Origin of the sequence: Ligilactobacillus apodemi DSM 16634 = JCM 16172 (genome assembly GCF_001434405.1) — a bacterium.
Classification (GTDB): domain Bacteria; phylum Bacillota; class Bacilli; order Lactobacillales; family Lactobacillaceae; genus Ligilactobacillus; species Ligilactobacillus apodemi.
Genome location: NZ_AZFT01000002.1, coordinates 64,805 through 85,100, shown reverse-complemented (window position 1 = coordinate 85,100; position 20,296 = coordinate 64,805). Strand labels below are relative to the sequence as shown.

The following is a 20,296-nucleotide window of genomic DNA, read 5'->3' as shown; positions in this document are numbered from 1 at the left end:
CAATGATGTGCTTGCTGATTCACTGGCGCTTACCGATTCGCTCATGGATGTTGATGCTGACTCGCTTGCTCTTGCTGACTCGCTCAATGACGTTGATGCCGATTCACTGGCACTTACTGATTCACTCAATGATGTGCTTGCTGATTCACTGGCGCTTACTGATTCGCTCAATGATGTGCTTGCTGATTCGCTGGCGCTTACTGATTCACTCAATGATGTCGAGGCGGATTCACTTGCACTTACTGATTCGCTCACGGATGTTGATGCTGACTCGCTTGCACTCACTGATTCGCTCACTGATGTGCTTGCCGATTCACTGGCGCTTACCGATTCGCTCAACGATGTGCTTGCGGACTCGCTTGCGCTTACTGATTCACTCAATGATGTGGAAGCTGACTCACTTGCGCTTACCGATTCGCTCACGGATGTTGATGCTGACTCGCTTGCTCTTACTGATTCACTCAACGATGTTGACGCTGATTCACTTGCTCTTACTGATTCGCTCAACGATGTTGACGCTGTTTCACTTGCTCTTTCTGATTCGCTCAACGATGTTGACGCTGTTTCACTTGCTTTTGTTGACTCACTCAACGATGTTGACGCTGATTCACTTAATGAGGTCGATGTTGTATCTGAAGGCAACGCATCTTCATTTATCCCTGTTACTTTATAACCACTGATGGCTGTCCCGGCTTCGTTTGCAACGATATATGGCGCTGTTTCACTGTTATATCTACCATATCTTTGAACACTGCCGTCCTCGAATAACATATTCGTTTTAGAAGTAGCACCGATCAACGTGATATTTAAATTAGCTAGATCTTCTACTGATCCTGTATATGAAGTTGTAAAAGTAAAGGTATGTGAGGTGATCCCTTTAGTTGTGCTTGCTGAAATATATTCAGTCCCACTTTTTGATCCACTTGTATAAGTTGTAGTTGCTCCTCCATCTACCAATACATTTGTTGGTGTACCTAAATTAGAATCAGCTGAGGTATTGATATATAGACCAGTATAAACATTACCATTAGTCCAAGTACTTGTAGTCAAAACTTCACTAGCGTTATAAACAACTGTCCATGAGATCGTCTTAGTAGCAGAATCATAAACAGCTGTCACACTTTGGATCAATTGGTGTAAGTCAGAAGAACTACCAGAACTCCAATATAGACCACTTTCTTTTAAATCTGACAAATCAAAAGTTGTACTTGTCCCAGTTGTTGTAGAAAGTAAAGATACTGAACGCAACACACTATAGGTCGCTCCAACAGTATTTGTCTCTGGACGTGGCAAGATCGAGGTCAAACGAGTCGTTTCTGTCCCATCAGCATTTTGAGTGACCTCATATGTCAAACCATCGATCACACGATAAGTCTTTTCACTAGTAGCACTTGTACTATCTAAAAGAGAAGTCGACTCTGATTCACTGGTTGATAATGAAGTTATTAAAGAGTCTGATCGCAAATCAGACTCAGACAACTGCTCTGAATCTTCCGTACTTGAAATTTCTGAGCTAGACTCACTAGTAGAACTAGCGACAGAAGCCGAAATACTAGTTGAGTTTGAAATTGATCCTGAAAGTGAATCACTTGTTGATAAACTTTCACTAACTGATATAGAGTCACTTTGAGATCCACTACTTGTATTTGATTCTTCATTAGAGCTACTTTCACTTGTCATATTACTTTCTGAGATAGAAGCTTCAGATGTATTCGAGCTAGCAATAGTTGCTGTATCAGTATTAACAAGCGTTTCATTTTTATCAGCTTCTACTTGTAGAGCTTGTGATGTTTCATCTGCTGAGGCTAAACCTTGACTAACAAAGATCCCAGTAGCTAAGGTCCCCGCTGCTGCGACTCCTTTCAACAGTTTCTCAGTTTTTGAATCTAAATTATCTTCATCATTAGCCTTAACTACAGTATTTTTATCGGAAATTACCGCCTTATCATTCATTCCCTTAAAAATCTTAGTTAATCCAATATGAGACATCAAAGAACTGACCCAATGTTTACCCGATTTATACATTTTGACTCGGGTTTTACGATCAGTTTCAATATAATTATTCTTATATTTCCGCTCGTTCATACAATACATCTCCTAAATTTTAGCTAAAGTGATTTACAACTATCTTTTAAGAGATTTTATATTTTTATATAAATTTAATATTGTATATTTCAATTATATGTTGTACAAAACTTCATTCAAAATTATAAATATATTGTACTTTTTCACATTTTTTGTACTTTTAACTTATTTTCCCGTAATTATTCAATCTTACAAATGTACAATTCTACATTTAAACTTAAATTTTCAATTTTTAGACCTATTCAGCGAATTTCACAAAAAAACTGGTACAATACCTTGCTCTTAAAGCTAAATATCCTTATCTTATATATAGAAGATTTTTTCTACTGTCACATCATAGAAAGTTAAAATGTAAGGTGACGCTAACAGACAGTATATTGAGACTATAAATAGGAAAGGAACGCTATATAACTCTCTCAAGCATGCCCAAATGTTTGCTTACATATCATATAGCACGCCACACATGAAATTTATCGCTATCGTCGGAACTAATGCCACCAAATCGTACAACCGTAAATTATTGCAATTTATGCGCTCGCACTTTGCAAATGAAGCTCAGATCGAAGTTGCAGAAATCAAAGATATCCCGCTCTTTTGCGAAGATTATGCGCAAACCCCTAAAAGCGTGCTAGACCTTGCTGCTAAAATTCAAGCAGCAGACGGCGTTATCTTTGGAACACCAGAATATGACCACGATATTCCCGCCGCTTTAAAATCGGTGATCGAATGGTTATCCTGGAAAGTTCATCCTTTAACTAAAAAGCCAGTAATGATCGTTGGTGCTTCTCTAGGTAACCTTGGGACAGTTCAAGCTCAAGAAAGTTTACGCCGAATCTTAGACTCCCCTGGACTGGGATCATTTGTCTTACCTGGTTTTCAATTTTTACTTGGTCGAGCTGAAGCAGCTTTTGATGATAAAGGCAATTTGACCGATCAAGGAACAGTTGCTTGGCTCGAACAATGTTTTACTGGTTTTGTCAACTACGCTACGGCTTTAGAAGAATTACAACAAGCAGCTAAGCGTCAACCTGAACCTAAAAAAGCACCCGCAAAGGCACCAACACGCAACAAAGAACAAGAAGCAAAAAGTGCTTTTAAGGCACTTGACGCGATTGACACTACAACTGGTGCTTCAGAAACCGAAGATGATCTTAGTTTTGAAGAAGCAAACGGGATCACTTTTGTCATGGATGATGACGATCCGACCGACACAACTACCAGTGCTTCAACTAAAAAAGAAGAACCAACTAGCGAACCTGAACCACCAGCCATGATCTACACTGAAGATGCTTTAACTAGCGCTTCTGTTACTAAAGAACAGCCAACCAAACCAACCACACAAATTGACACAACTACAGGAGCATCTGAAAGCTAATGGAAAATCTTTCACATCGTAAAGTGCAAAAAGCTTACCGTGGTTTGGGCACTAACATTACTTTGAGTGCTTTTGGGAGTGCGACCACAACTGACTTAGATGATAGTTTTTTACTTCTCCAACAATTTGAGGATAAATTGACCGTCAATCGTTCCCAATCTGAATTGATGTCTGTGAACAACTCTGCTGGCATCAAACCCGTTAGTGTCAGTGATTCGACTTATCACTTAGCTAAACTTGCAATTTTAACAAGTCAACAAGGTTTTGGTTTTAATGCCTTGATCGGTCCGTTGGTCAAATTGTGGAAAATTGGTTTTTCTGGGGCACATGTTCCCACTGATACCGAAATAAAAGCCAAACTCCAACTGATCGATCCAACGCAAGTCGAACTAAATGACCAAGACTTTTCTATTTTTCTAAAAAAGCCTGGCATGCAACTCGATTTAGGTGCGATCGCTAAAGGTTACATTGCCGATCGCATCCAAGATCTCTGGCAAGCTAAGGGAATCTCCAATGGCATCATCAACCTGGGAGGAAATCTCCTATTAAAAGGAAACGCCCCTCATCATGTTGATCGTAAGTGGCGCATTGGCATTCAAGATCCTTTTGCCAAACGAGGTGCTGCGATCTTGTCCGTCAAAACCGGTCCTTGTTCTGCTGTAACGAGCGGAATCTATGAACGCCTGTTAAAAACATCCACAGGTACATACCATCACATCTTAGATCCACTCACTGGTTATCCACATGAGAATAACTTGGCTAGTGTGACGGTTTTTTCCAAAGAATCTGTCATGGCAGAGATCGAAACAACGCGACTCTTTTTTAAAGATGATCCGACCGCAACATATGAACCATTGACCGATATTTTTGGTGTTATCTTTGTTACTAAAGATAAAAAAATTATCACTCATGGGCTACAGTCTCAAGACCTGACTTTATTAGATGATTCATTTGAACTCAGCATTAACTAACAAAAATCCACAAGCAGCATTTGCTTGTGGATTTTTTAGCTAAAAAACAAGGGCCGTCGCACTTGCGACAGCCCTTGTTATGATACTACTATTTCTTTTTGCTCTTAAGAGCTTTACGTTTTGCTTTTTCAAGCTTACGTTGGCGAGCTTTTTCTGCTCGTTCTTTTTCTTCACGTTCGCGTTTGATCTTAAACGGGTTGTTGATCAAGAGTGTTTGAACAACGGAAAAGGCGTTTGTGATCACCCAGTACAATGAAAGAGCAGCTGGCACATTTAAGGCGGTAAAGAAGATGATCAATGGCATCCCATAGGTCATCGCTGCTGTCATTGCATTTTGTTCCGGTTGTGATTTCACACTCAACCATGAAGTTGCAAATGTAAATAAGGCTGCTAAGACCGGTAAAATAAAGTACGGGTCTCGTCCACCTAATTGCATCCATAAGAAATGGCCTGTCTTCAATGTTTCTGAACGATAGATTGCTTGGTATAAAGCAATCAAGATCGGCATTTGAATCAACATTGGTAAACAGCCAGCTACTGGATTGACCCCAGCTTCGGCGTAAAGACGTTGTTGTTCTTCCCGCATCTTTTGCATGGATTCGACGTCTCGACCTGGATATTTGGCTTGCAATTCCTTTAATTTAGGCTGCAATTCTGTTGTCTTACGCATACTGCGCATTTGATAGACCATCAATGGTAACATTATGACTCTGACGATGATCGTAAAGACGACGATCCCCCAGCCATAATTATGACCGAAGATGTTACTCAAAGCTTCAATTGCCCGAATAAAGTTCCACACGATGTAATGATCCCAAATCCCAGTACTCTGGGCATTAACGGGATCGGTACTACAGCCACTCAAAAAGAGCATCAATCCTAGAACGCTAATTACGGCGGCTAGTCTTCTACCTTTTTTCAATTACATTTACCTCACTTTGCAAATTGGTCATCTGACAATACTTTGGCCAAGTGCAAGACATGGATCAAATTCTTCTTTGCATCTGCCATCGAGATTCCAGCAGCACTTGGGCGTGCAATCACGATAAAATCGCAATCTTGTTTTAACTGCGGTTTCAATTCAGTCAAGCTCTGACGAATGCGGCGCTTGACCCAGTTTCTAGCGACAGCATTCCCAATTTTTTTGCCCACTGAGATCCCGACACGAAAATGCTTTTGCTCGGGCTTTTCGATCATGTAAACCACAAACATGCGGTTCGCACATGATTTGCCCTGGGTAAAGACTTCTTGGAACTCCGCTTCTTTCTTGACGCGGTATGATTTTTTCATAACCCATCTCCAAATGATTTGAAAAGTCCGCATACACTAAAAAAGACCACTGACGGTCCAGTGGCCTATGCAGACAATACTTTTCTACCTTTACGGCGTCTACGTGCTAACACATTACGACCGTTGCTTGTACTCATGCGTTTACGGAATCCGTGTACGCGTTGGCGATGGCGTTTTTTAGGTTGATAAGTTCTCTTCACAACAGAACACCTCCTTCAATACAATGTTACTTAATATCTTACAGAAAACGTAGCTTGATGTCAAGTTCAGACTTACTTTGTAATACTACCACATCTCCACCAAAATTCAAAGTATTTTTTGGTTTGGCTTCGTCATTTTTGCCCCTAAAATTATGCACATTTTATCCACTTTTTTCAAAATCCGTTGTCGATAAAAAAATTATCTCCACAACATAATCCCCAACTGCATCCACAAATCACACCCTGTTTATTTACAGGCTGTGATTTTGTGAAAAAGCTCATGTTGATAACTCCCAAACGCTTTGCTAGATAAGCGATTAAGCTGCTACACACTTGCTGTGGATAAATCATTAAATAAATTTATCTTATTGCATTTATGCACAACTTGTGGAAAACAAAATTAACAGGCTGTGATTTATTTTTTATTTTTTCCACTAACCTGTGGAAAACATTTTTTTAAAGTGCTACAATAAACTCGTGCAAAAATTATCATAAAGGAGGGATCTATGTGCTTGACCTTGAAACATTGTGGCAATTCATCCGCGATAAATTCGAGCAAGATTTCTCACCGATCACATTTAAAACCTGGATCGATACGGCAAAACCATTACACTTTACGGGAAATATTTTTGTGGTTGAAGTAGCCTCTGATCTCCACAAAGACTACTGGGAACAAAGTATTATTCCGCAAGTTACTTCTTTATTGAGCGATACGCTAGGAAAAAAGATCAAGGTGCTCGTAAAAACGGTCGATGAAGAAGACCCACTCGCTCCCCAAGAAAAACCACATTCGACCGAAGTTAGCCTTGATCTGATGGGAAATCCTAAGAAAAGTACACCTTTAAATGACAAGTACACCTTCAAATCCTTTATCGTTGGTAAGGGAAATCAGTTAGCCCACGCTGCTGCGCTAGCTGTTGCAGAAGAACCGGGCTTAATGTATAATCCCCTCTTCTTTTATGGAGGTGTCGGTTTAGGTAAGACCCATTTGATGCATGCGATCGGCCATCAAATGTTGGAAAATAATCCTAACGCACGGGTCAAATACGTTACTAGTGAATCCTTTGCCAATGACTTCATCAACTCGATCAAATCGAAGCATCAAGAAGAATTTAGGCAAGAGTACCGTAACGTTGATCTCTTATTAGTTGATGATATTCAATTTTTCTCTGATAAAGTTGGGACCCAGGAGGAATTTTTCCACACATTTAATGCACTTTATGATGATAAAAAACAAATCGTGTTATCATCTGATCGCTTACCAAATGAGATCCCTAAACTCCAACAACGTTTAGTTTCGCGCTTTAAATGGGGATTGTCGGTCGACATTACCCCACCAGATCTTGAAACTCGAATCGCGATCTTACGAACCAAAGCAGAAGCTGAGCATATCATTGTTCCTGATGATACCTTAAGCTACATTGCTGGCCAGATCGACTCAAATATCCGTGAACTCGAAGGTGCTTTGATGCGGGTACAAGCTTATGCGAAGTTAACGCAACAACCGATCACAACTAGCTTGGCTGCTGAAGCACTGCAAAGCTTAAACGGTGCCCCACAAGCTAAAGAGCTTTCGATTGCGATGATCCAAGATAAAGTCGCTAAGTTCTATCACGTTTCTGTGGCTGATCTTAAAGGAAAAAAACGGGTCAAAAATATCGTTTTACCACGTCAGATCGCGATGTATCTCTCACGTGAACTGACGGATGCTTCTTTGCCAAAGATCGGACATGAATTTGGTGGCAAAGATCATACAACTGTGATCCACGCACATGAAAAGATCGCAGACGCTTTACAAAGTGACGAAACATTGAAAAAAGATCTCGCAACTTTAAAAGCCGATCTACACAGTTAGCCACATGACCTGTGAATTACTGTGGATAAATACGGTAGTTTTTCCACAGGTTATCAACAGGGTGTTTTCCATGCTATCAAAGGATTTCACCTGTTTTCCACAGTATAAACAGGCCCTACTATTACTACTACATTTATTAATAATATATATTTAACAGGAGGACACTTTGCTATGAAATTTTCAGTACATAGAACAGCCTTTATCCAATATCTAAATGATGTTCAACGTGCTATCTCATCTAAAGCAGCATTAGAAATCTTATCGGGAATCAAACTAGACCTTTCAGAAGACGGTTTAACATTAACCGGGAGCAACTCTGACATCTCGATCGAAACGATCATCTCAATTGCTGATGAAAAAGCAGCTCTTAATATCGAAAAAACCGGACGTGTTGTTTTACCAGCTCGTTTTTTCAATGAAATTGTTAAAAAATTACCTGAAGATACGATGAGTATTGAAGTAAATGACCGTTTCCAAGCAACGATCAAATCAGGTTCAGCTGAATTCACGATCAACGGCTTAGATCCAGATGACTATCCACACTTACCTGAGATCGATTCTCGTGAACAATTGACTTTACCAGGTGACATCTTAAAGCAAGTCATCAATCAAACTGTGATCGCTGCTTCTAAGCAAGAAACTCGGCCGATTTTAACGGGGATCCATTTAGCGATCAAAGGTGACCAACTATTAGCTGTGGCAACGGACTCTCACCGCTTGAGTCAACGGAAATTAAACTTGGCTACCGCAAGCGAAGTTGACTATGATATCATTGTTCCTGCCCAATCAATGAACGAATTAGCTAAGATGATCGGTGAATTAAGTGAAGATATCGAAATTCAGATCTCTGAAAACCAAATTCTCTTTATTTTAGGTAATACATCATTTTATTCGCGCCTTTTAGAAGGTAACTACCCTGATACCGAGCGCTTGATCCCACAATCTTCAAGCACGAGTTTGGAAGTCAATGCCCCTGAATTTTTACGGGCGATCGAACGTGCTTCGTTACTTTCTCATGAAGGACGCAATAATGTGGTCAAATTAGCGCTTCAAGCAGGCTCAAATCAAGCAACTCTTTACAGCAACTCGCCTGAAGTCGGAAATGTTGAAGAAGAATTGACCTTTAATAAACTTGAAGGTAATGACCTAGAGATCTCCTTTAACCCTGATTACATGAAAGATGCGTTGCGTTCATTTGGCCAAAGCGAAGTTGTCCTAGACTTTACCTTGCCACTTCGTCCATTTACCTTAGTTCCAAGTGAATCACAAGGTGAATTTATCCAACTCATCACTCCAGTTAGGACCATCTAACAAAAGATGCCGTTAAAGCACATTTAAAATCTCTGCCAAAATTCTTGGTGGAGATTTTTTTGTGCTTTAACGGCACTAGGAACATTACGTGGTTACTTTGCTTAGTGCACTTGAATCGTTGTTTTAGCAGAAGAAAAACACTAAATCGAGTGAGAAATGCTAGCTAAGACCGTTAAATTTAATTTCTGAGCGAATTTAGGGTGGTTGAGTGTAATTACCCTTTAGTTATGGAATTTAGCTCAGAGGGCGTTTATTTGAGCGTGTGTGATTGTGTTTATTTTATAAAAAAGGTATAATTTATTGAGTACTATAAGGAAAGCGAGGCATTGTTTTGGCAGAAGAAATTCACTTAAAGACACCGCATATCACCTTAGGACAGTTACTTAAGATCGCGGACTTAGTTTCTTCCGGCGGTCAGGCAAAATGGTTCCTAGAAGAATACGCCGATGATATTTTGGTCAATGGCGAACATGACAATCGACGTGGACGCAAACTTTACCCTGGGGATAAAGTTGAGATCAAAGACCAAGGGACCTATCTGATGAAAGAAAGTTAAGCGCAATGTATTTAGAAGAACTCGAGCTCAAAAACTTTCGCAATTACCGCACCATCAAGGTCGAGTTTTCCCCACAAATCAATGTTTTGATCGGAAAAAATGCTCAGGGAAAGACAAATCTACTTGAAGCGATCTATGTGTTAGCGATGGCACGAAGCCACCGGACTAATAATGACCGCGAGTTGATCTGTTTTAAGCAAAAAGATGCCTTTTTAGCTGGGCGAGTAACGCGTAAATTAGGCAGTTTACCCCTAGAGATCTTATTGAATCGGCGGGGCAAAAAAGCTAAGGTCAATCACCTAGAACAAGCCCGGCTTTCGCAATATATCGGACATTTAAACGTTATTTTGTTTGCGCCAGAAGATCTCTTGTTAGTCAAAGGTTCACCCACTGTCAGACGGCGTTTTATCGATATGGAATTTGGTCAGATCGATCCGCGCTATCTCTACAATTTGACACAATACCGGGCGATTTTAAAGCAACGCAATAATTATTTGAAGCAGTTGCAACAAAAAAAGGCTAATGATCTGATGTATTTGGAAGTTCTATCAGAACAATTAGCGACTTTTGGGGGAGCGATCATCGTTAAGCGCTTAGAATTTTTGGCTGAACTCGAACGTTATGCCAAAGAGATCCATGCCCAGATCACTCAAGGTAATGAAAATCTTTCTTTTAAATATGAAAGTAGTTTGAAAGAAGATTTAAAGAGTACTGAAAATGAAATCATTGCCGATTTAAAAAAAGGTTTTGCAAATTTACAACCAAAAGAAATTTTTCAAGGAACAACATTACTCGGACCGCATCGTGATGATGTCGTCTTTGAGATCGATCAAAAAAACGTTCAGATCTACGGCTCTCAAGGACAGCAGCGGACGACAGCACTCTCGGTCAAATTGGCTGAGATCGAGTTGATGAAAAGCCAAACGGGCGAATATCCGATCTTATTGTTAGATGATGTTTTATCTGAGTTAGATGGGACGCGCCAAACGCACTTGTTAAAGGCGATCCAAGGAAAAGTTCAAACATTTCTAACAACACCAGGCTTAAGTGAGATTACCCAAAAATTGATCAAAGAGCCAAAGATTTTTCATATTGAGGCCGGAACCATTTCAGAAAATTCGACGCAAAATGAAAATCATATTGCATGGGACAGTGCAAAAAATGATCAAGTGATCACATTTTATCCAAAAACTGAAAAATAAAAGAAAGGACAGTCTACATAGTAGTTATCTGTGTAGCGGGTGCTAAACGTGACAGAAAAAGAAACGCTTGAAGAAATAAAAGAGCAAAAAGCTAAAGAATATGATGCCAGTCAGATCCAAGTCCTTGAAGGATTGGAAGCCGTACGCAAGCGCCCCGGAATGTATATCGGTTCGACTAGTTCACAAGGTCTCCACCATTTAGTTTGGGAAATCATCGATAATGGGATCGATGAGGCCTTGGCTGGTTTTGCCGATGAGATCAATGTGATCGTGGAAAAAGATAACAGTATTACGGTCAAAGATAATGGGCGGGGGATCCCAGTTGATATCCAAGAAAAAACTGGACGTCCGGCGTTAGAAACTGTTTTTACCGTCTTACATGCCGGTGGTAAGTTTGGCGGTGGCGGTTATAAAGTTTCTGGTGGTCTCCACGGTGTAGGGGCATCAGTTGTTAATGCTTTATCCACAAGCTTAGATGTCCAAGTTCGACGCGAAGGTGATACTAACATTTATGGGATGGACTTTAAATTAGGGAAAGTCGATCACGTGATGGAAGTTGTTGGCCAAAGTGCTGAACATGAACATGGGACTACAGTTCATTTTCTACCCGATCCAGATATCTTCACCGAAACGACCGTCTATGACATCAAAGTCTTGACGACACGGATCCGGGAATTAGCCTTTTTAAATAAAGGTTTACGGATCACGATCGACGATATGCGTCCCGAAGAACCAACGCATGAAGAATTTCACTATGCGGGTGGGATCAAGCATTACGTCGAATACTTGAATAAAGGTAAAGAAGTTTTATTTGAAGAACCGATCTATGTGGAAGGTCAACAAAACGGGATCACCGTAGAAGTTGCCTTACAATACACAGATGATTTTCACTCTAACTTATTAACATTTACCAACAATATCCACACTTATGAAGGTGGGACCCATGAAGTTGGGTTTAAGACCGCTTTGACGCGAGTGATCAATGATTATGCGCGCAAATCAGGGCAACTAAAGGAAAATGACGCTAATTTATCTGGGGAAGATGTGCGTGAAGGTTTAACGGCGGTTGTTTCAGTTAAGCACCCTAATCCACAGTTTGAAGGTCAAACAAAGACTAAGTTAGGTAATTCAGATGCCAGAGCGGCTACGGATAAAACTTTTGCGGAAACATTTAGCAAGTTCATGTTGGAAAATCCGTCCGTTGCGCGGCGGATCGTGGAAAAAGGGATGTTAGCCGCAAAAGCACGGGTCGCAGCTAAACGTGCACGCGAAGTTACACGCAAGAAAAATGGATTAGAGATCTCTAACTTACCAGGAAAATTAGCGGATAATACCAGCAAAGATCCTGAAATTTCAGAATTATTCATCGTCGAAGGGGACTCCGCTGGTGGTTCAGCTAAGCAAGGACGTTCCCGTTTGACCCAAGCGATCTTACCGATCCGTGGGAAAATCTTGAATGTGGAAAAAGCTAGTTTAGATCGAATCTTGGCTAACGAAGAAATCCGTTCGTTATTTACAGCTTTAGGCACAGGCTTTGGCAAAGATTTTGATGTGACTAAGGTCAACTACCATAAATTGATCATCATGACCGATGCCGATGTCGATGGGGCTCACATTCGGACGTTGTTATTAACGCTCTTTTACCGGTTTATGCGACCAATGATCGAAGAAGGTTATGTGTATATCGCCCAACCACCTTTGTATCAAGTTCGTCAAGGTAAAATGATCCGTTATATTGATACCGATGAAGAATTAGAAGAGGTTTTAGGCCAATTACCACCAAGTCCAAAACCAGTTATTCAACGGTATAAAGGTTTAGGTGAAATGGATGCCGAACAATTGTGGGAAACGACAATGGATCCAGACAATCGGCGCCTTTTACGCGTCGAATTATCGGATGCCGAAGAAGCAAATGAAGTCTTTGAAATGTTGATGGGTGATCAAGTTGGTCCAAGACGTCAATTTATTGAAGACAATGCTACCTTTGTTGATAACTTGGATGTTTAATATAAAAATTTGTTTCTATCCCCAGCATAACCACAAAAAAGTGTGGATAGCTAAATGAAATAAAAAGTAGCCTGTAAAGAAAAAGAAAGTAGAGGTAATGGTGTGGTAGAAGTACCTAATCGAATTAGTAATGTTGACCTCTCAAAAGTCATGCGAAACTCATTTTTGGATTACGCAATGAGTGTTATCGTCGCGCGTGCCTTACCTGATGTACGTGATGGCTTGAAACCAGTTCACCGCCGGATTTTATACGGGATGAATGAATTAGGGGTCACACCAGATAAACCATATAAGAAATCTGCCAGAATCGTCGGGGATGTTATGGGTAAGTATCACCCCCATGGGGATTCAGCGATCTATGAATCAATGGTGCGTATGGCGCAAGACTTTAGTTACCGTTATTTATTAGTTGATGGTCACGGTAACTTCGGTTCGGTCGATGGTGACGGTGCCGCTGCGATGCGTTATACCGAAGCACGGATGTCTAAGATCACTTTGGAAATGTTACGTGATATCAACAAAGATACGATCGATTTCCAACCTAACTATGATGGAACTGAACGTGAACCAGCCGTTTTACCCGCAAGATTTCCTAACTTGTTAGTTAACGGGGCAACTGGGATCGCAGTTGGGATGACAACTAATATTCCACCTCATAACTTAGCTGAAGTTATTTCAGCTTTACATGTTTTGATGGAAAATCCTGATGCGACAACAGCTGACTTAATGGAAGTTTTACCGGGACCAGATTTCCCAACTGGTGGGATCGTCATGGGTAAATCCGGAATTAGAAAAGCCTATGAAACCGGCCGTGGTTCGGTTACCTTGCGAGCTAAAGTGGAGATCGATGAATTAAAAAATGGCCGCGAACAGATCGTGGTGCATGAATTACCATACATGGTCAATAAAGCTAAGTTGATCGAACGGATCGCCGAACTCGCACGGGAAAAGAAAATCGAAGGGATCACCGACATCAAGGATGAATCTGACCGCGAAGGGATGCGGATCACGATCGATGTCCGTCGTGATGTTAGTGCCTCAGTGGTGTTAAATAACTTGTACAAGTTGACCTTGATGCAAACGGCCTTTAACTTTAACATGTTAGCGATCGTTAACGGCACGCCAAAGATCTTAAGCTTAAAGCAGATCTTGACGTACTATTTGAAGCACCAAGAAGAAGTTATCAGACGCCGGACGCAGTTTGATTTGAAAAAGGCGCGGGCACGGGCTCACATTTTAGAAGGTTTACGGATCGCGTTAGATCACATTGATGCGATCATTAACATCATCCGTAACTCTAAGAGTGGTGAGATCGCTAAGGACCGCTTGATCAACGAATATCATTTGAGTGATAAACAAGCTCAAGCGATCTTAGACATGCGTTTAGTTCGGTTAACTGGCTTGGAACGTGAAAAGGTTGAATCTGAATACCAAAAGACAATGGAAGCTATTGCCGATTACGAAGATATTTTGGCGCATGCAGAACGGATCCACCAAATTATTTACGAAGAATTGTTGGAAATTCAAGAAAAATTTGGGGATGAACGTCGAACAGAACTCATGGTCGGCGAAGTCTTGAGTATCGAAGATGAAGACTTGATCGAAGAAGAAAATGTTGTGATCACCTTGACTCATAACGGATATATCAAACGTTTGCCAACAAGTGATTTTAAGGCACAACGTCGCGGTGGCCGTGGTATCCAAGGAATGGGTGTGCATGATGATGACTTCATTGAACACTTGATCACTACTTCAACGCATGATGAATTATTATTCTTCACCAATGTCGGTAAAGTTTACCGGATGAAAGGTTATGAAGTGCCTGAATATGGGCGTGCTGCTAAAGGTATCCCAGTGATCAACTTACTTGACCTTGATAAAGAAGAAAAGATCCAAACTGTGATCAACGTTGAAGCAGATAAGCGCGACGATTCACACTTCTTATTCTTTACGACTGTCCAAGGAACGGTCAAACGAACGTCAGTAACTGAATTTGGCAATATTAGAAAAAATGGGTTAAAGGCGATCACTTTACATGAAGACGATGAATTGATCCATGTTTCGATCACTGATGGTAACCAAAATATTATCATTGCAACCCATGGTGGTTATGCCGTCAGCTTTGCTGAAACAGCAGTGCGCCCAATGGGACGTTCGGCTGCCGGGGTTCGTGGGATCAGATTACGTACGGATGATTATGTGATCGGCGCCTCGATCTTGCGCCCGGATAGCAATGTGTTTGTCATCTCTGAAAAGGGTTATGGTAAGCAAACTAAGGCTAGTGAATATCCGATCAAGGGTCGTGGTGGTAAAGGGATCAAGACGACAAATATCACCGCTAAAAATGGTAATCTTGCTGGGATGACGACCGTTGAAGGCACTGAAGACATCATGGTCATCACTGATAAAGGGGTCATGATCCGCTTTAACATTGAAAATGTTTCGCAAACTGGTCGGGCGACTCTTGGTGTCAAATTGATCAACTTAGATGAGGATTCTAAAGTTTCTACGATGGCTAAGGTTGAGGCTGAACCAAAGGATGAGTCGGTTGAAACTGAAGCAACTCTAGCGGAAGAATCCACCGAAGAATAAATTGTGGATAAAATAAATTAGCAAAAATTATTTATTAACAGTGTGAAAAAGTTCACTGCCGTTTTAGGTAGTGAACTTTTTTGTGATTTGTGGATAAATTTTTGTAAAATAAAGAAAAAAAGTTTGTTTTTTGCGTATTTATAATCATGTAGCGCGCTATAAAACTCACTTGCAAAGTAGTTTTAATAATGTTATAATTCTAATTCGTGAGTATCTAAACAAAAAAAGCTTTAGATTCTCCTTGTTCTTACTATACTTTAGATAAAGAACCAATAGTCCATAAGGAGGTGCAAACAGTCATGACAAATTATGAAATTACTTACATCATCAACCCATCACTTGACGAAGCTGCTAAGAACGAATTAGTTGAACGTTTCGACAACATCTTGAAAAATGATGGTGCTGAGATCGTAGATTCAAAAGACTGGTCTAAGCGTCGTTTTGCTTACGAAATTGGTGGTTTCACAGAAGGTGTCTACCATATCGTAAACATCAAAGCTGAAAACGCAGACGCTATCAACGAATTTGACCGTCTTTCCAAGATCAATGATGGTATTTTACGCCACATGATCGTTAAACGCGAAGACTAAGAGATTAAGATTAAATAAATAAAGGAGGAAATGAACTTTGATCAATTCAGTTGTTCTTGTAGGTCGTTTGACCCGTGACCCAGAATTACGCTATACGCCTTCCGGTGCGGCTGTAGCTAGCTTTACAGTAGCTATCGATCGTCGTTTTACCAACCAACAAGGTCAGCGTGAAGCTGATTTTATCAACTGTGTAATGTGGCGTAAAGCTGCAGAAAACTTTGCCAACTTTACCCATAAGGGTTCTTTAGTTGGGATCGAAGGCCGGATTCAAACCCGTTCTTATGAAAATCAGCAAGGTCAACGTGTTTACGTTACTGAGGTTTTAGCTGAGAATTTCTCATTATTAGAATCGAAAGCTGAATCAGAAAGGTATCGTGCGCAACACGGCAACAGCAACGCTAATGCACAAGGTTCTGCTCCTTCAAACGATATGCAGTCATCCAATCCATTTGGGACTCCAGCAAATACCCAGACAAACGATGCTTTTAGTGGGTTTAATAACAACACAACTAACAGCAGTTCGCAAACTGATCCATTTGCTGACGGTCAACAAATCGATATTTCTGATGATGACTTACCATTCTAACATCGACAGGAGGGAAATCTAATGCCACAACAAAGAAGAGGCGGACGTCGCCGTCGTAAAGTTGACTTCATCGCTGCTAACCACATCAATTACATCGACTACAAGGATACAGATCTTCTCAAGCGTTTCATCTCAGAACGCGGTAAGATCTTACCACGTCGTGTAACAGGTACAAGCGCTAAGAACCAACGTAAACTTACAGTTGCAATCAAGCGTGCACGTATCATGGGCTTATTGCCATTCGTTGCCGAAGATTAATAAAAAACGTCTCTGTCTGAGACGCTTTTTTTTACACTCGTTTACTTAGAGAGATATTCTAGCTGAATATCTCTTTTTTTGTGCACAAGTAATATAAGGGACAAATAAAAGACTTTGTGGATAAAATGATGTGTTTATTGGCGTATCTAAAATAGATGCTTATATTATAGTATCTGTTTTAGAAATTTAAAAGTTATTGGGTATTTATTACTATAATCAGTAGAAAAATATTCTTATTTACTAAAAAAATATCAATGCAATGTGAAAAAAATGATTTTTACGCGGAATTTGAATTTATTTCTTAAAAAATCACGAAAAAAAGACGAATGATTTTCGATAAAAATAACTAATAGTGTGATATCGGGCTGATCAGCCAAATTTAGCTATTTTTTGAAAAAACGTTTTCTTTGTTGCTAAATAAGAATGAATTCAGTTGTGATATTTAGATTGTGGATAACTTTGTGGATAAAAATGCAATAAAAAACGAACGATTAATTTTTAGCCGGATTATTTTTTTAAAATCTTAAGAAAAAAACAATAAAAAAATTAGCCATTTTGGTCGATTTAGGTGTATTATAGTTATTGTAGATTGATGATAAATCAATCTTCTCCCCTTTTTATGTAGTAAGTGATAACTATCTTATTTTAGATAGTATTTCCCCAATAACATAACCTTTTTCTCCGTGATTTTCCCCGATCACGGAGTTTTTTTGTGTAAAAATCCGTTTCGTAGCGCTAATAAGGTGTTTTCATAATTTTTCAGCCTTTTGAACTTAAAATGGTTTGAAACATGATATGATAGCTATGAAGCTAGTCAGTTAAAGGTTGGGAAAGGAAAGAACTATGGTCAAAGGACTTATTTTTAGTGTGATCATCATTTTACTGGGAGCATTTGAACTTTTTTCGACATATCGTTACTATTCAAAGCTCCCAAAAGAGAAACGGCCTAATACTCTCTCTTCAGGTCGTCTCTGGCTGGGGATCGTTAGTGGAGTATTATTAGTCTTTATTGGAATAAGTGCGCTTCTAGGCGTGTTAAATGGCTAAAATAAAACGGACAGTTACTTTTGATGATCGCCATCGCCAAATTACAGCATCTATTTAAAAAAGTCAGTCTAAAATTAAGCAAAAAGAAAAATACCTGATCAAATTTCGTTTTTGAAATTGATCAGGTATTTTCAGTTTAGGCTAGTTTTTCCAACCAGTTAATTAGTTAAATAAGCTCTTTACCCATTCAACGAAACGGGTAAACCAACTTTTTGCTGTATTTACAGCAGCTTTAGCTTGTTCACTGTTTGCCCAGTTCTTGGCTTTGTTCATCAAGTTACCCGTGGAATTTTTCACGTTATTGATCGTGTTAGTTACATTGGTAATATAAGTTGAACTCGAACTGATCGGTGAACTTTGGAAGTTAACTAAGACATTTGTGATCTTGGTGATCTGTGTTGAAGAAGTTTGGGAGGCAATCCCTTGTTTTTTAAGGGCAGCCACTAACAAAGCTTCGATCTCTGATTGAGATAACGTATTATTGTTTTGTTGCTTTTCTTTTGCGATTTGCTTGGAAACATTTCCGACTGCAGCCATTAACTTCCCGGGATATGAAGAGTCATCTTTGTTAGCATCGATCGCTTCTTGTGTTGCAGATAACATTTCATTAGCAGTTGCGGTATTTTGGGTATCTAAGCTGATCCCATCGGCTGCTAGAGCTTTGTAGACCCCAGTTAAGGCTGATTCACCTGAAACAGCACGGTTGGCAGTTACGACGATCGTCACATCGGTCACCCCAGCCATTTGAGCGACCATCGCGTATTGCTGGGCGGTAACTTGGGTAATATTATTAGTGCCGTTATAATCTTTGATATTGACCTTGACCCCAGAACCAGGATCCCCTGGTGCAATCGCGACGGAACTGATCATGGCAGCATCGGTAGTCGAGCTTGAGCCATTTGCAATGTATTTATTGTAATCAGCTGCAGTAGCCGTCAAAGTTTTAAAGGATGAATCGGTTTCAAAAATCTTAGCAATGCTTTCGCGTGCTTCTTGACTCGTACCAGCGCCGTAAACAACGTAGGCCGAATTAAGGGTTTTTGTCGTTGAGCTAGAAGAGCTACTGCTTGTATCCGCAGCAACCGTTTGTGTTTTTGCTGCACTAAAAAGGAACAAGGCGATCAAGGCAGCAAACATAGCTTTGAATGTTGAAGTAAACTTCATAATTAAAACACCTCTTTTTTATTTAGCTATATTCTAATTTTACCATTGAAATTTGAGCTACGTCTCTTAAAAAAGCGATATAAAATTTGTAAGAAAAACTTACGCCTAAAGAAAGATATTGGGTGCATAACACACAATATATTGTAAATAACAAAATTAGAATTACAATATATTGTGGTTTTTAACTTGAATTTAGGGGTGAAGCAGAACTATAATAATCACATCGCATTTTTTGAATGTAGTTAAATTTGTTTTTTTGGAAGGATGTTTTTTTATGTTTGAACGTTACCATGATGTATTGACCCATTTGCCGGAGTATTCACAAAATATTTTCCGCAAAGGGTATTTTAAATGGCTGTGGAGCCAATGTAAGGGCTGGGGAAAATTCAGTTATTTTCTCTTAACGTTCAACTTTGTTTTACAGATTATTTCGTTAGTCCAATCATTTAGTCAAACACCATTTGAATCGATCTTGACCTTTATTGGGGGAAATTTATCGGTTGCTTGTGTGCTTGGAATCTCTAATCTTTCTGGGATCCAAGGTTGGTGTGGGGCAATTTCGGCGATCTGTATCGCGATCACTGGCTTTATGGCTAGAAACTACGCAACTGCCTTTGAACAACTCGGTTATTTGATCTTTTTAGATCTCTTTTGTATTTTGGATCCCAAATGGAATGATAATATTCAAGTGGAAAAGTTTGAAAGTGCCAGTGAGTGGTTCAAATATGGGTTCTTTTTTGTGATCTCATGGATCTGCACTTATTTTATCTTTAGTTTCACTAACGATCCGCGTGTCTTTTTGGACAGTTTGAACCTATCCATGGCGATCACCGGTGCCTTATTAGAATTGAACCGTAAACGGGAACAATATTATGTCTTTACGCTAGCTTCAGTCTTTACGATCGCACTTTGGACGCAAACGATGCTCCAAGGCGATGGAAACTTTGCGTTGATCTTTAGCTATAGTATCTTCTTTTTAAATGATATGTACGCCTTCTTTAGCAAAAATAGTTGGTTTAGAGGACCACTCTCAAAGAAAGCTTAAAGTTTAGCCTGGAAAGCTGACAATAAATAGTCGCAAGCGTATACTTAAACTAAGTGAAAAACTTAACTCATAACACTAGCTGTAGAGAGATCTACAGCTTTTTTGTATTATTTACAGAAATATGACACTTATTCCTACTGAGGCTCACTAGGTTTTGTGATA

The 20,296-nt window shown here is 39.8% G+C and carries 18 protein-coding genes; 13 read left to right on the top strand and 5 right to left on the bottom strand.

Features of this window, described 5'->3' with window-relative positions:
- The coding region (locus tag FC32_RS00705) for a KxYKxGKxW signal peptide domain-containing protein (protein ID WP_169816519.1) at nucleotides 1-2,085 on the bottom strand (2,085 nt) is incomplete at its 3' end.
- A gap of 463 nt (nucleotides 2,086-2,548) precedes the next feature.
- On the opposite strand from FC32_RS00705, the gene FC32_RS00700 reads away from it, so the two are divergent.
- Nucleotides 2,549-3,460, top strand: a complete 912-nt coding sequence (locus tag FC32_RS00700; protein WP_056957188.1) for an NADPH-dependent FMN reductase — start codon at nucleotides 2,549-2,551, stop codon at nucleotides 3,458-3,460.
- Nucleotides 3,460-4,431, top strand: coding sequence for an FAD:protein FMN transferase (locus FC32_RS00695; RefSeq protein ID WP_025087210.1), 972 nt, complete (start codon nucleotides 3,460-3,462; stop codon nucleotides 4,429-4,431). Before FC32_RS00700 ends, FC32_RS00695 begins: the two co-directional genes overlap by 1 nt.
- An 88-nt stretch (nucleotides 4,432-4,519) precedes the next feature.
- Here the strand turns inward: FC32_RS00695 and FC32_RS00690 are convergent, their stop codons facing one another.
- The 3 genes from FC32_RS00690 to rpmH all read right to left on the bottom strand — a co-directional run bounded on the left by FC32_RS00690 (nucleotide 4,520) and on the right by rpmH (nucleotide 5,921).
- Nucleotides 4,520-5,353: a YidC/Oxa1 family membrane protein insertase gene (locus tag FC32_RS00690; protein ID WP_025087211.1), complete on the bottom strand. Its 834-nt coding sequence runs from the start codon at nucleotides 5,351-5,353 to the stop codon at nucleotides 4,520-4,522.
- A gap of 11 nt (nucleotides 5,354-5,364) precedes the next feature.
- Nucleotides 5,365-5,721, bottom strand: a complete 357-nt coding sequence (gene rnpA / locus FC32_RS00685; RefSeq protein ID WP_025087212.1) for a ribonuclease P protein component — start codon at nucleotides 5,719-5,721, stop codon at nucleotides 5,365-5,367.
- A gap of 65 nt (nucleotides 5,722-5,786) precedes the next feature.
- A complete protein-coding gene (gene rpmH / locus FC32_RS10325) occupies nucleotides 5,787-5,921 on the bottom strand; it encodes a 50S ribosomal protein L34 (protein ID WP_003701411.1) in 135 nt (44 codons plus the stop codon).
- 502 nt (nucleotides 5,922-6,423) lie between these two features.
- On the opposite strand from rpmH, the gene dnaA reads away from it, so the two are divergent.
- The 10 genes from dnaA to FC32_RS00635 all read left to right on the top strand — a co-directional run bounded on the left by dnaA (nucleotide 6,424) and on the right by FC32_RS00635 (nucleotide 17,925).
- Nucleotides 6,424-7,776 (top strand): chromosomal replication initiator protein DnaA, encoded by a 1,353-nt coding sequence (gene dnaA, locus FC32_RS00680; protein ID WP_420835857.1) that lies wholly within the window; start codon nucleotides 6,424-6,426, stop codon nucleotides 7,774-7,776.
- Between the two features lie 171 nt (nucleotides 7,777-7,947).
- Entirely contained in the window at nucleotides 7,948-9,087 is a 1,140-nt protein-coding gene (gene dnaN, locus FC32_RS00675) for a DNA polymerase III subunit beta (RefSeq protein ID WP_025087214.1), read from the top strand.
- Between the two features lie 331 nt (nucleotides 9,088-9,418).
- A complete protein-coding gene (gene yaaA / locus FC32_RS00670) occupies nucleotides 9,419-9,643 on the top strand; it encodes a S4 domain-containing protein YaaA (protein WP_025087215.1) in 225 nt (74 codons plus the stop codon).
- 5 nt (nucleotides 9,644-9,648) lie between these two features.
- Complete coding sequence (gene recF, locus FC32_RS00665; protein WP_035459828.1) at nucleotides 9,649-10,845, top strand: DNA replication/repair protein RecF; 1,197 nt, start codon at nucleotides 9,649-9,651, stop codon at nucleotides 10,843-10,845.
- A 48-nt stretch (nucleotides 10,846-10,893) separates the two neighbouring features.
- Nucleotides 10,894-12,852 (top strand): DNA topoisomerase (ATP-hydrolyzing) subunit B, encoded by a 1,959-nt coding sequence (gene gyrB / locus FC32_RS00660; protein ID WP_025087216.1) that lies wholly within the window; start codon nucleotides 10,894-10,896, stop codon nucleotides 12,850-12,852.
- Between the two features lie 102 nt (nucleotides 12,853-12,954).
- The gene (gene gyrA, locus FC32_RS00655) at nucleotides 12,955-15,444 is read left to right on the top strand and encodes a DNA gyrase subunit A (protein WP_025087217.1); all 2,490 of its coding nucleotides are present in this window, start codon (nucleotides 12,955-12,957) and stop codon (nucleotides 15,442-15,444) included.
- A 299-nt stretch (nucleotides 15,445-15,743) separates the two neighbouring features.
- The gene (gene rpsF, locus FC32_RS00650; RefSeq protein ID WP_025087218.1) at nucleotides 15,744-16,034 is read left to right on the top strand and encodes a 30S ribosomal protein S6; all 291 of its coding nucleotides are present in this window, start codon (nucleotides 15,744-15,746) and stop codon (nucleotides 16,032-16,034) included.
- A gap of 37 nt (nucleotides 16,035-16,071) precedes the next feature.
- Nucleotides 16,072-16,620 (top strand): single-stranded DNA-binding protein, encoded by a 549-nt coding sequence (ssb, locus tag FC32_RS00645; RefSeq protein ID WP_025087219.1) that lies wholly within the window; start codon nucleotides 16,072-16,074, stop codon nucleotides 16,618-16,620.
- 21 nt (nucleotides 16,621-16,641) lie between these two features.
- On the top strand, nucleotides 16,642-16,878 hold the full coding sequence (gene rpsR / locus FC32_RS00640; protein WP_025087220.1) for a 30S ribosomal protein S18: 237 nt from the start codon (nucleotides 16,642-16,644) through the stop codon (nucleotides 16,876-16,878).
- 843 nt (nucleotides 16,879-17,721) lie between these two features.
- Nucleotides 17,722-17,925: a hypothetical protein gene (locus tag FC32_RS00635; protein WP_025087221.1), complete on the top strand. Its 204-nt coding sequence runs from the start codon at nucleotides 17,722-17,724 to the stop codon at nucleotides 17,923-17,925.
- Nucleotides 17,926-18,087: 162 nt separating this feature from the next.
- Here FC32_RS00635 and FC32_RS00630 read toward each other — a convergent pair whose 3' ends face one another.
- Nucleotides 18,088-19,089 (bottom strand): DUF1002 domain-containing protein, encoded by a 1,002-nt coding sequence (locus FC32_RS00630; protein WP_025087222.1) that lies wholly within the window; start codon nucleotides 19,087-19,089, stop codon nucleotides 18,088-18,090.
- Nucleotides 19,090-19,363: 274 nt separating this feature from the next.
- On the opposite strand from FC32_RS00630, the gene pnuC reads away from it, so the two are divergent.
- Entirely contained in the window at nucleotides 19,364-20,134 is a 771-nt protein-coding gene (gene pnuC / locus FC32_RS00625) for a nicotinamide riboside transporter PnuC (protein WP_025087223.1), read from the top strand.
- Nucleotides 20,135-20,296 lie beyond the last annotated feature (162 nt).

Excerpts from the sequence above, each read along its gene's own strand:
- FC32_RS00700 (WP_056957188.1), top strand. The coding sequence starts at position 2,549 with ATGAAATTTATCGCTATCGTCGGAACTAATGCCACCAAATCGTACAAC.
- FC32_RS00695 (WP_025087210.1), top strand. The coding sequence starts at position 3,460 with ATGGAAAATCTTTCACATCGTAAAGTGCAAAAAGCTTACCGTGGTTTG.
- rnpA (WP_025087212.1), bottom strand. The coding sequence starts at position 5,721 with ATGAAAAAATCATACCGCGTCAAGAAAGAAGCGGAGTTCCAAGAAGTC.
- dnaN (WP_025087214.1), top strand. The coding sequence starts at position 7,948 with ATGAAATTTTCAGTACATAGAACAGCCTTTATCCAATATCTAAATGAT.
- recF (WP_035459828.1), top strand. The coding sequence starts at position 9,649 with ATGTATTTAGAAGAACTCGAGCTCAAAAACTTTCGCAATTACCGCACC.
- rpsF (WP_025087218.1), top strand. The coding sequence starts at position 15,744 with ATGACAAATTATGAAATTACTTACATCATCAACCCATCACTTGACGAA.
- rpsR (WP_025087220.1), top strand. The coding sequence starts at position 16,642 with ATGCCACAACAAAGAAGAGGCGGACGTCGCCGTCGTAAAGTTGACTTC.
- FC32_RS00635 (WP_025087221.1), top strand. The coding sequence starts at position 17,722 with ATGGTCAAAGGACTTATTTTTAGTGTGATCATCATTTTACTGGGAGCA.
- FC32_RS00630 (WP_025087222.1), bottom strand. The coding sequence starts at position 19,089 with ATGAAGTTTACTTCAACATTCAAAGCTATGTTTGCTGCCTTGATCGCC.
- pnuC (WP_025087223.1), top strand. The coding sequence starts at position 19,364 with ATGTTTGAACGTTACCATGATGTATTGACCCATTTGCCGGAGTATTCA.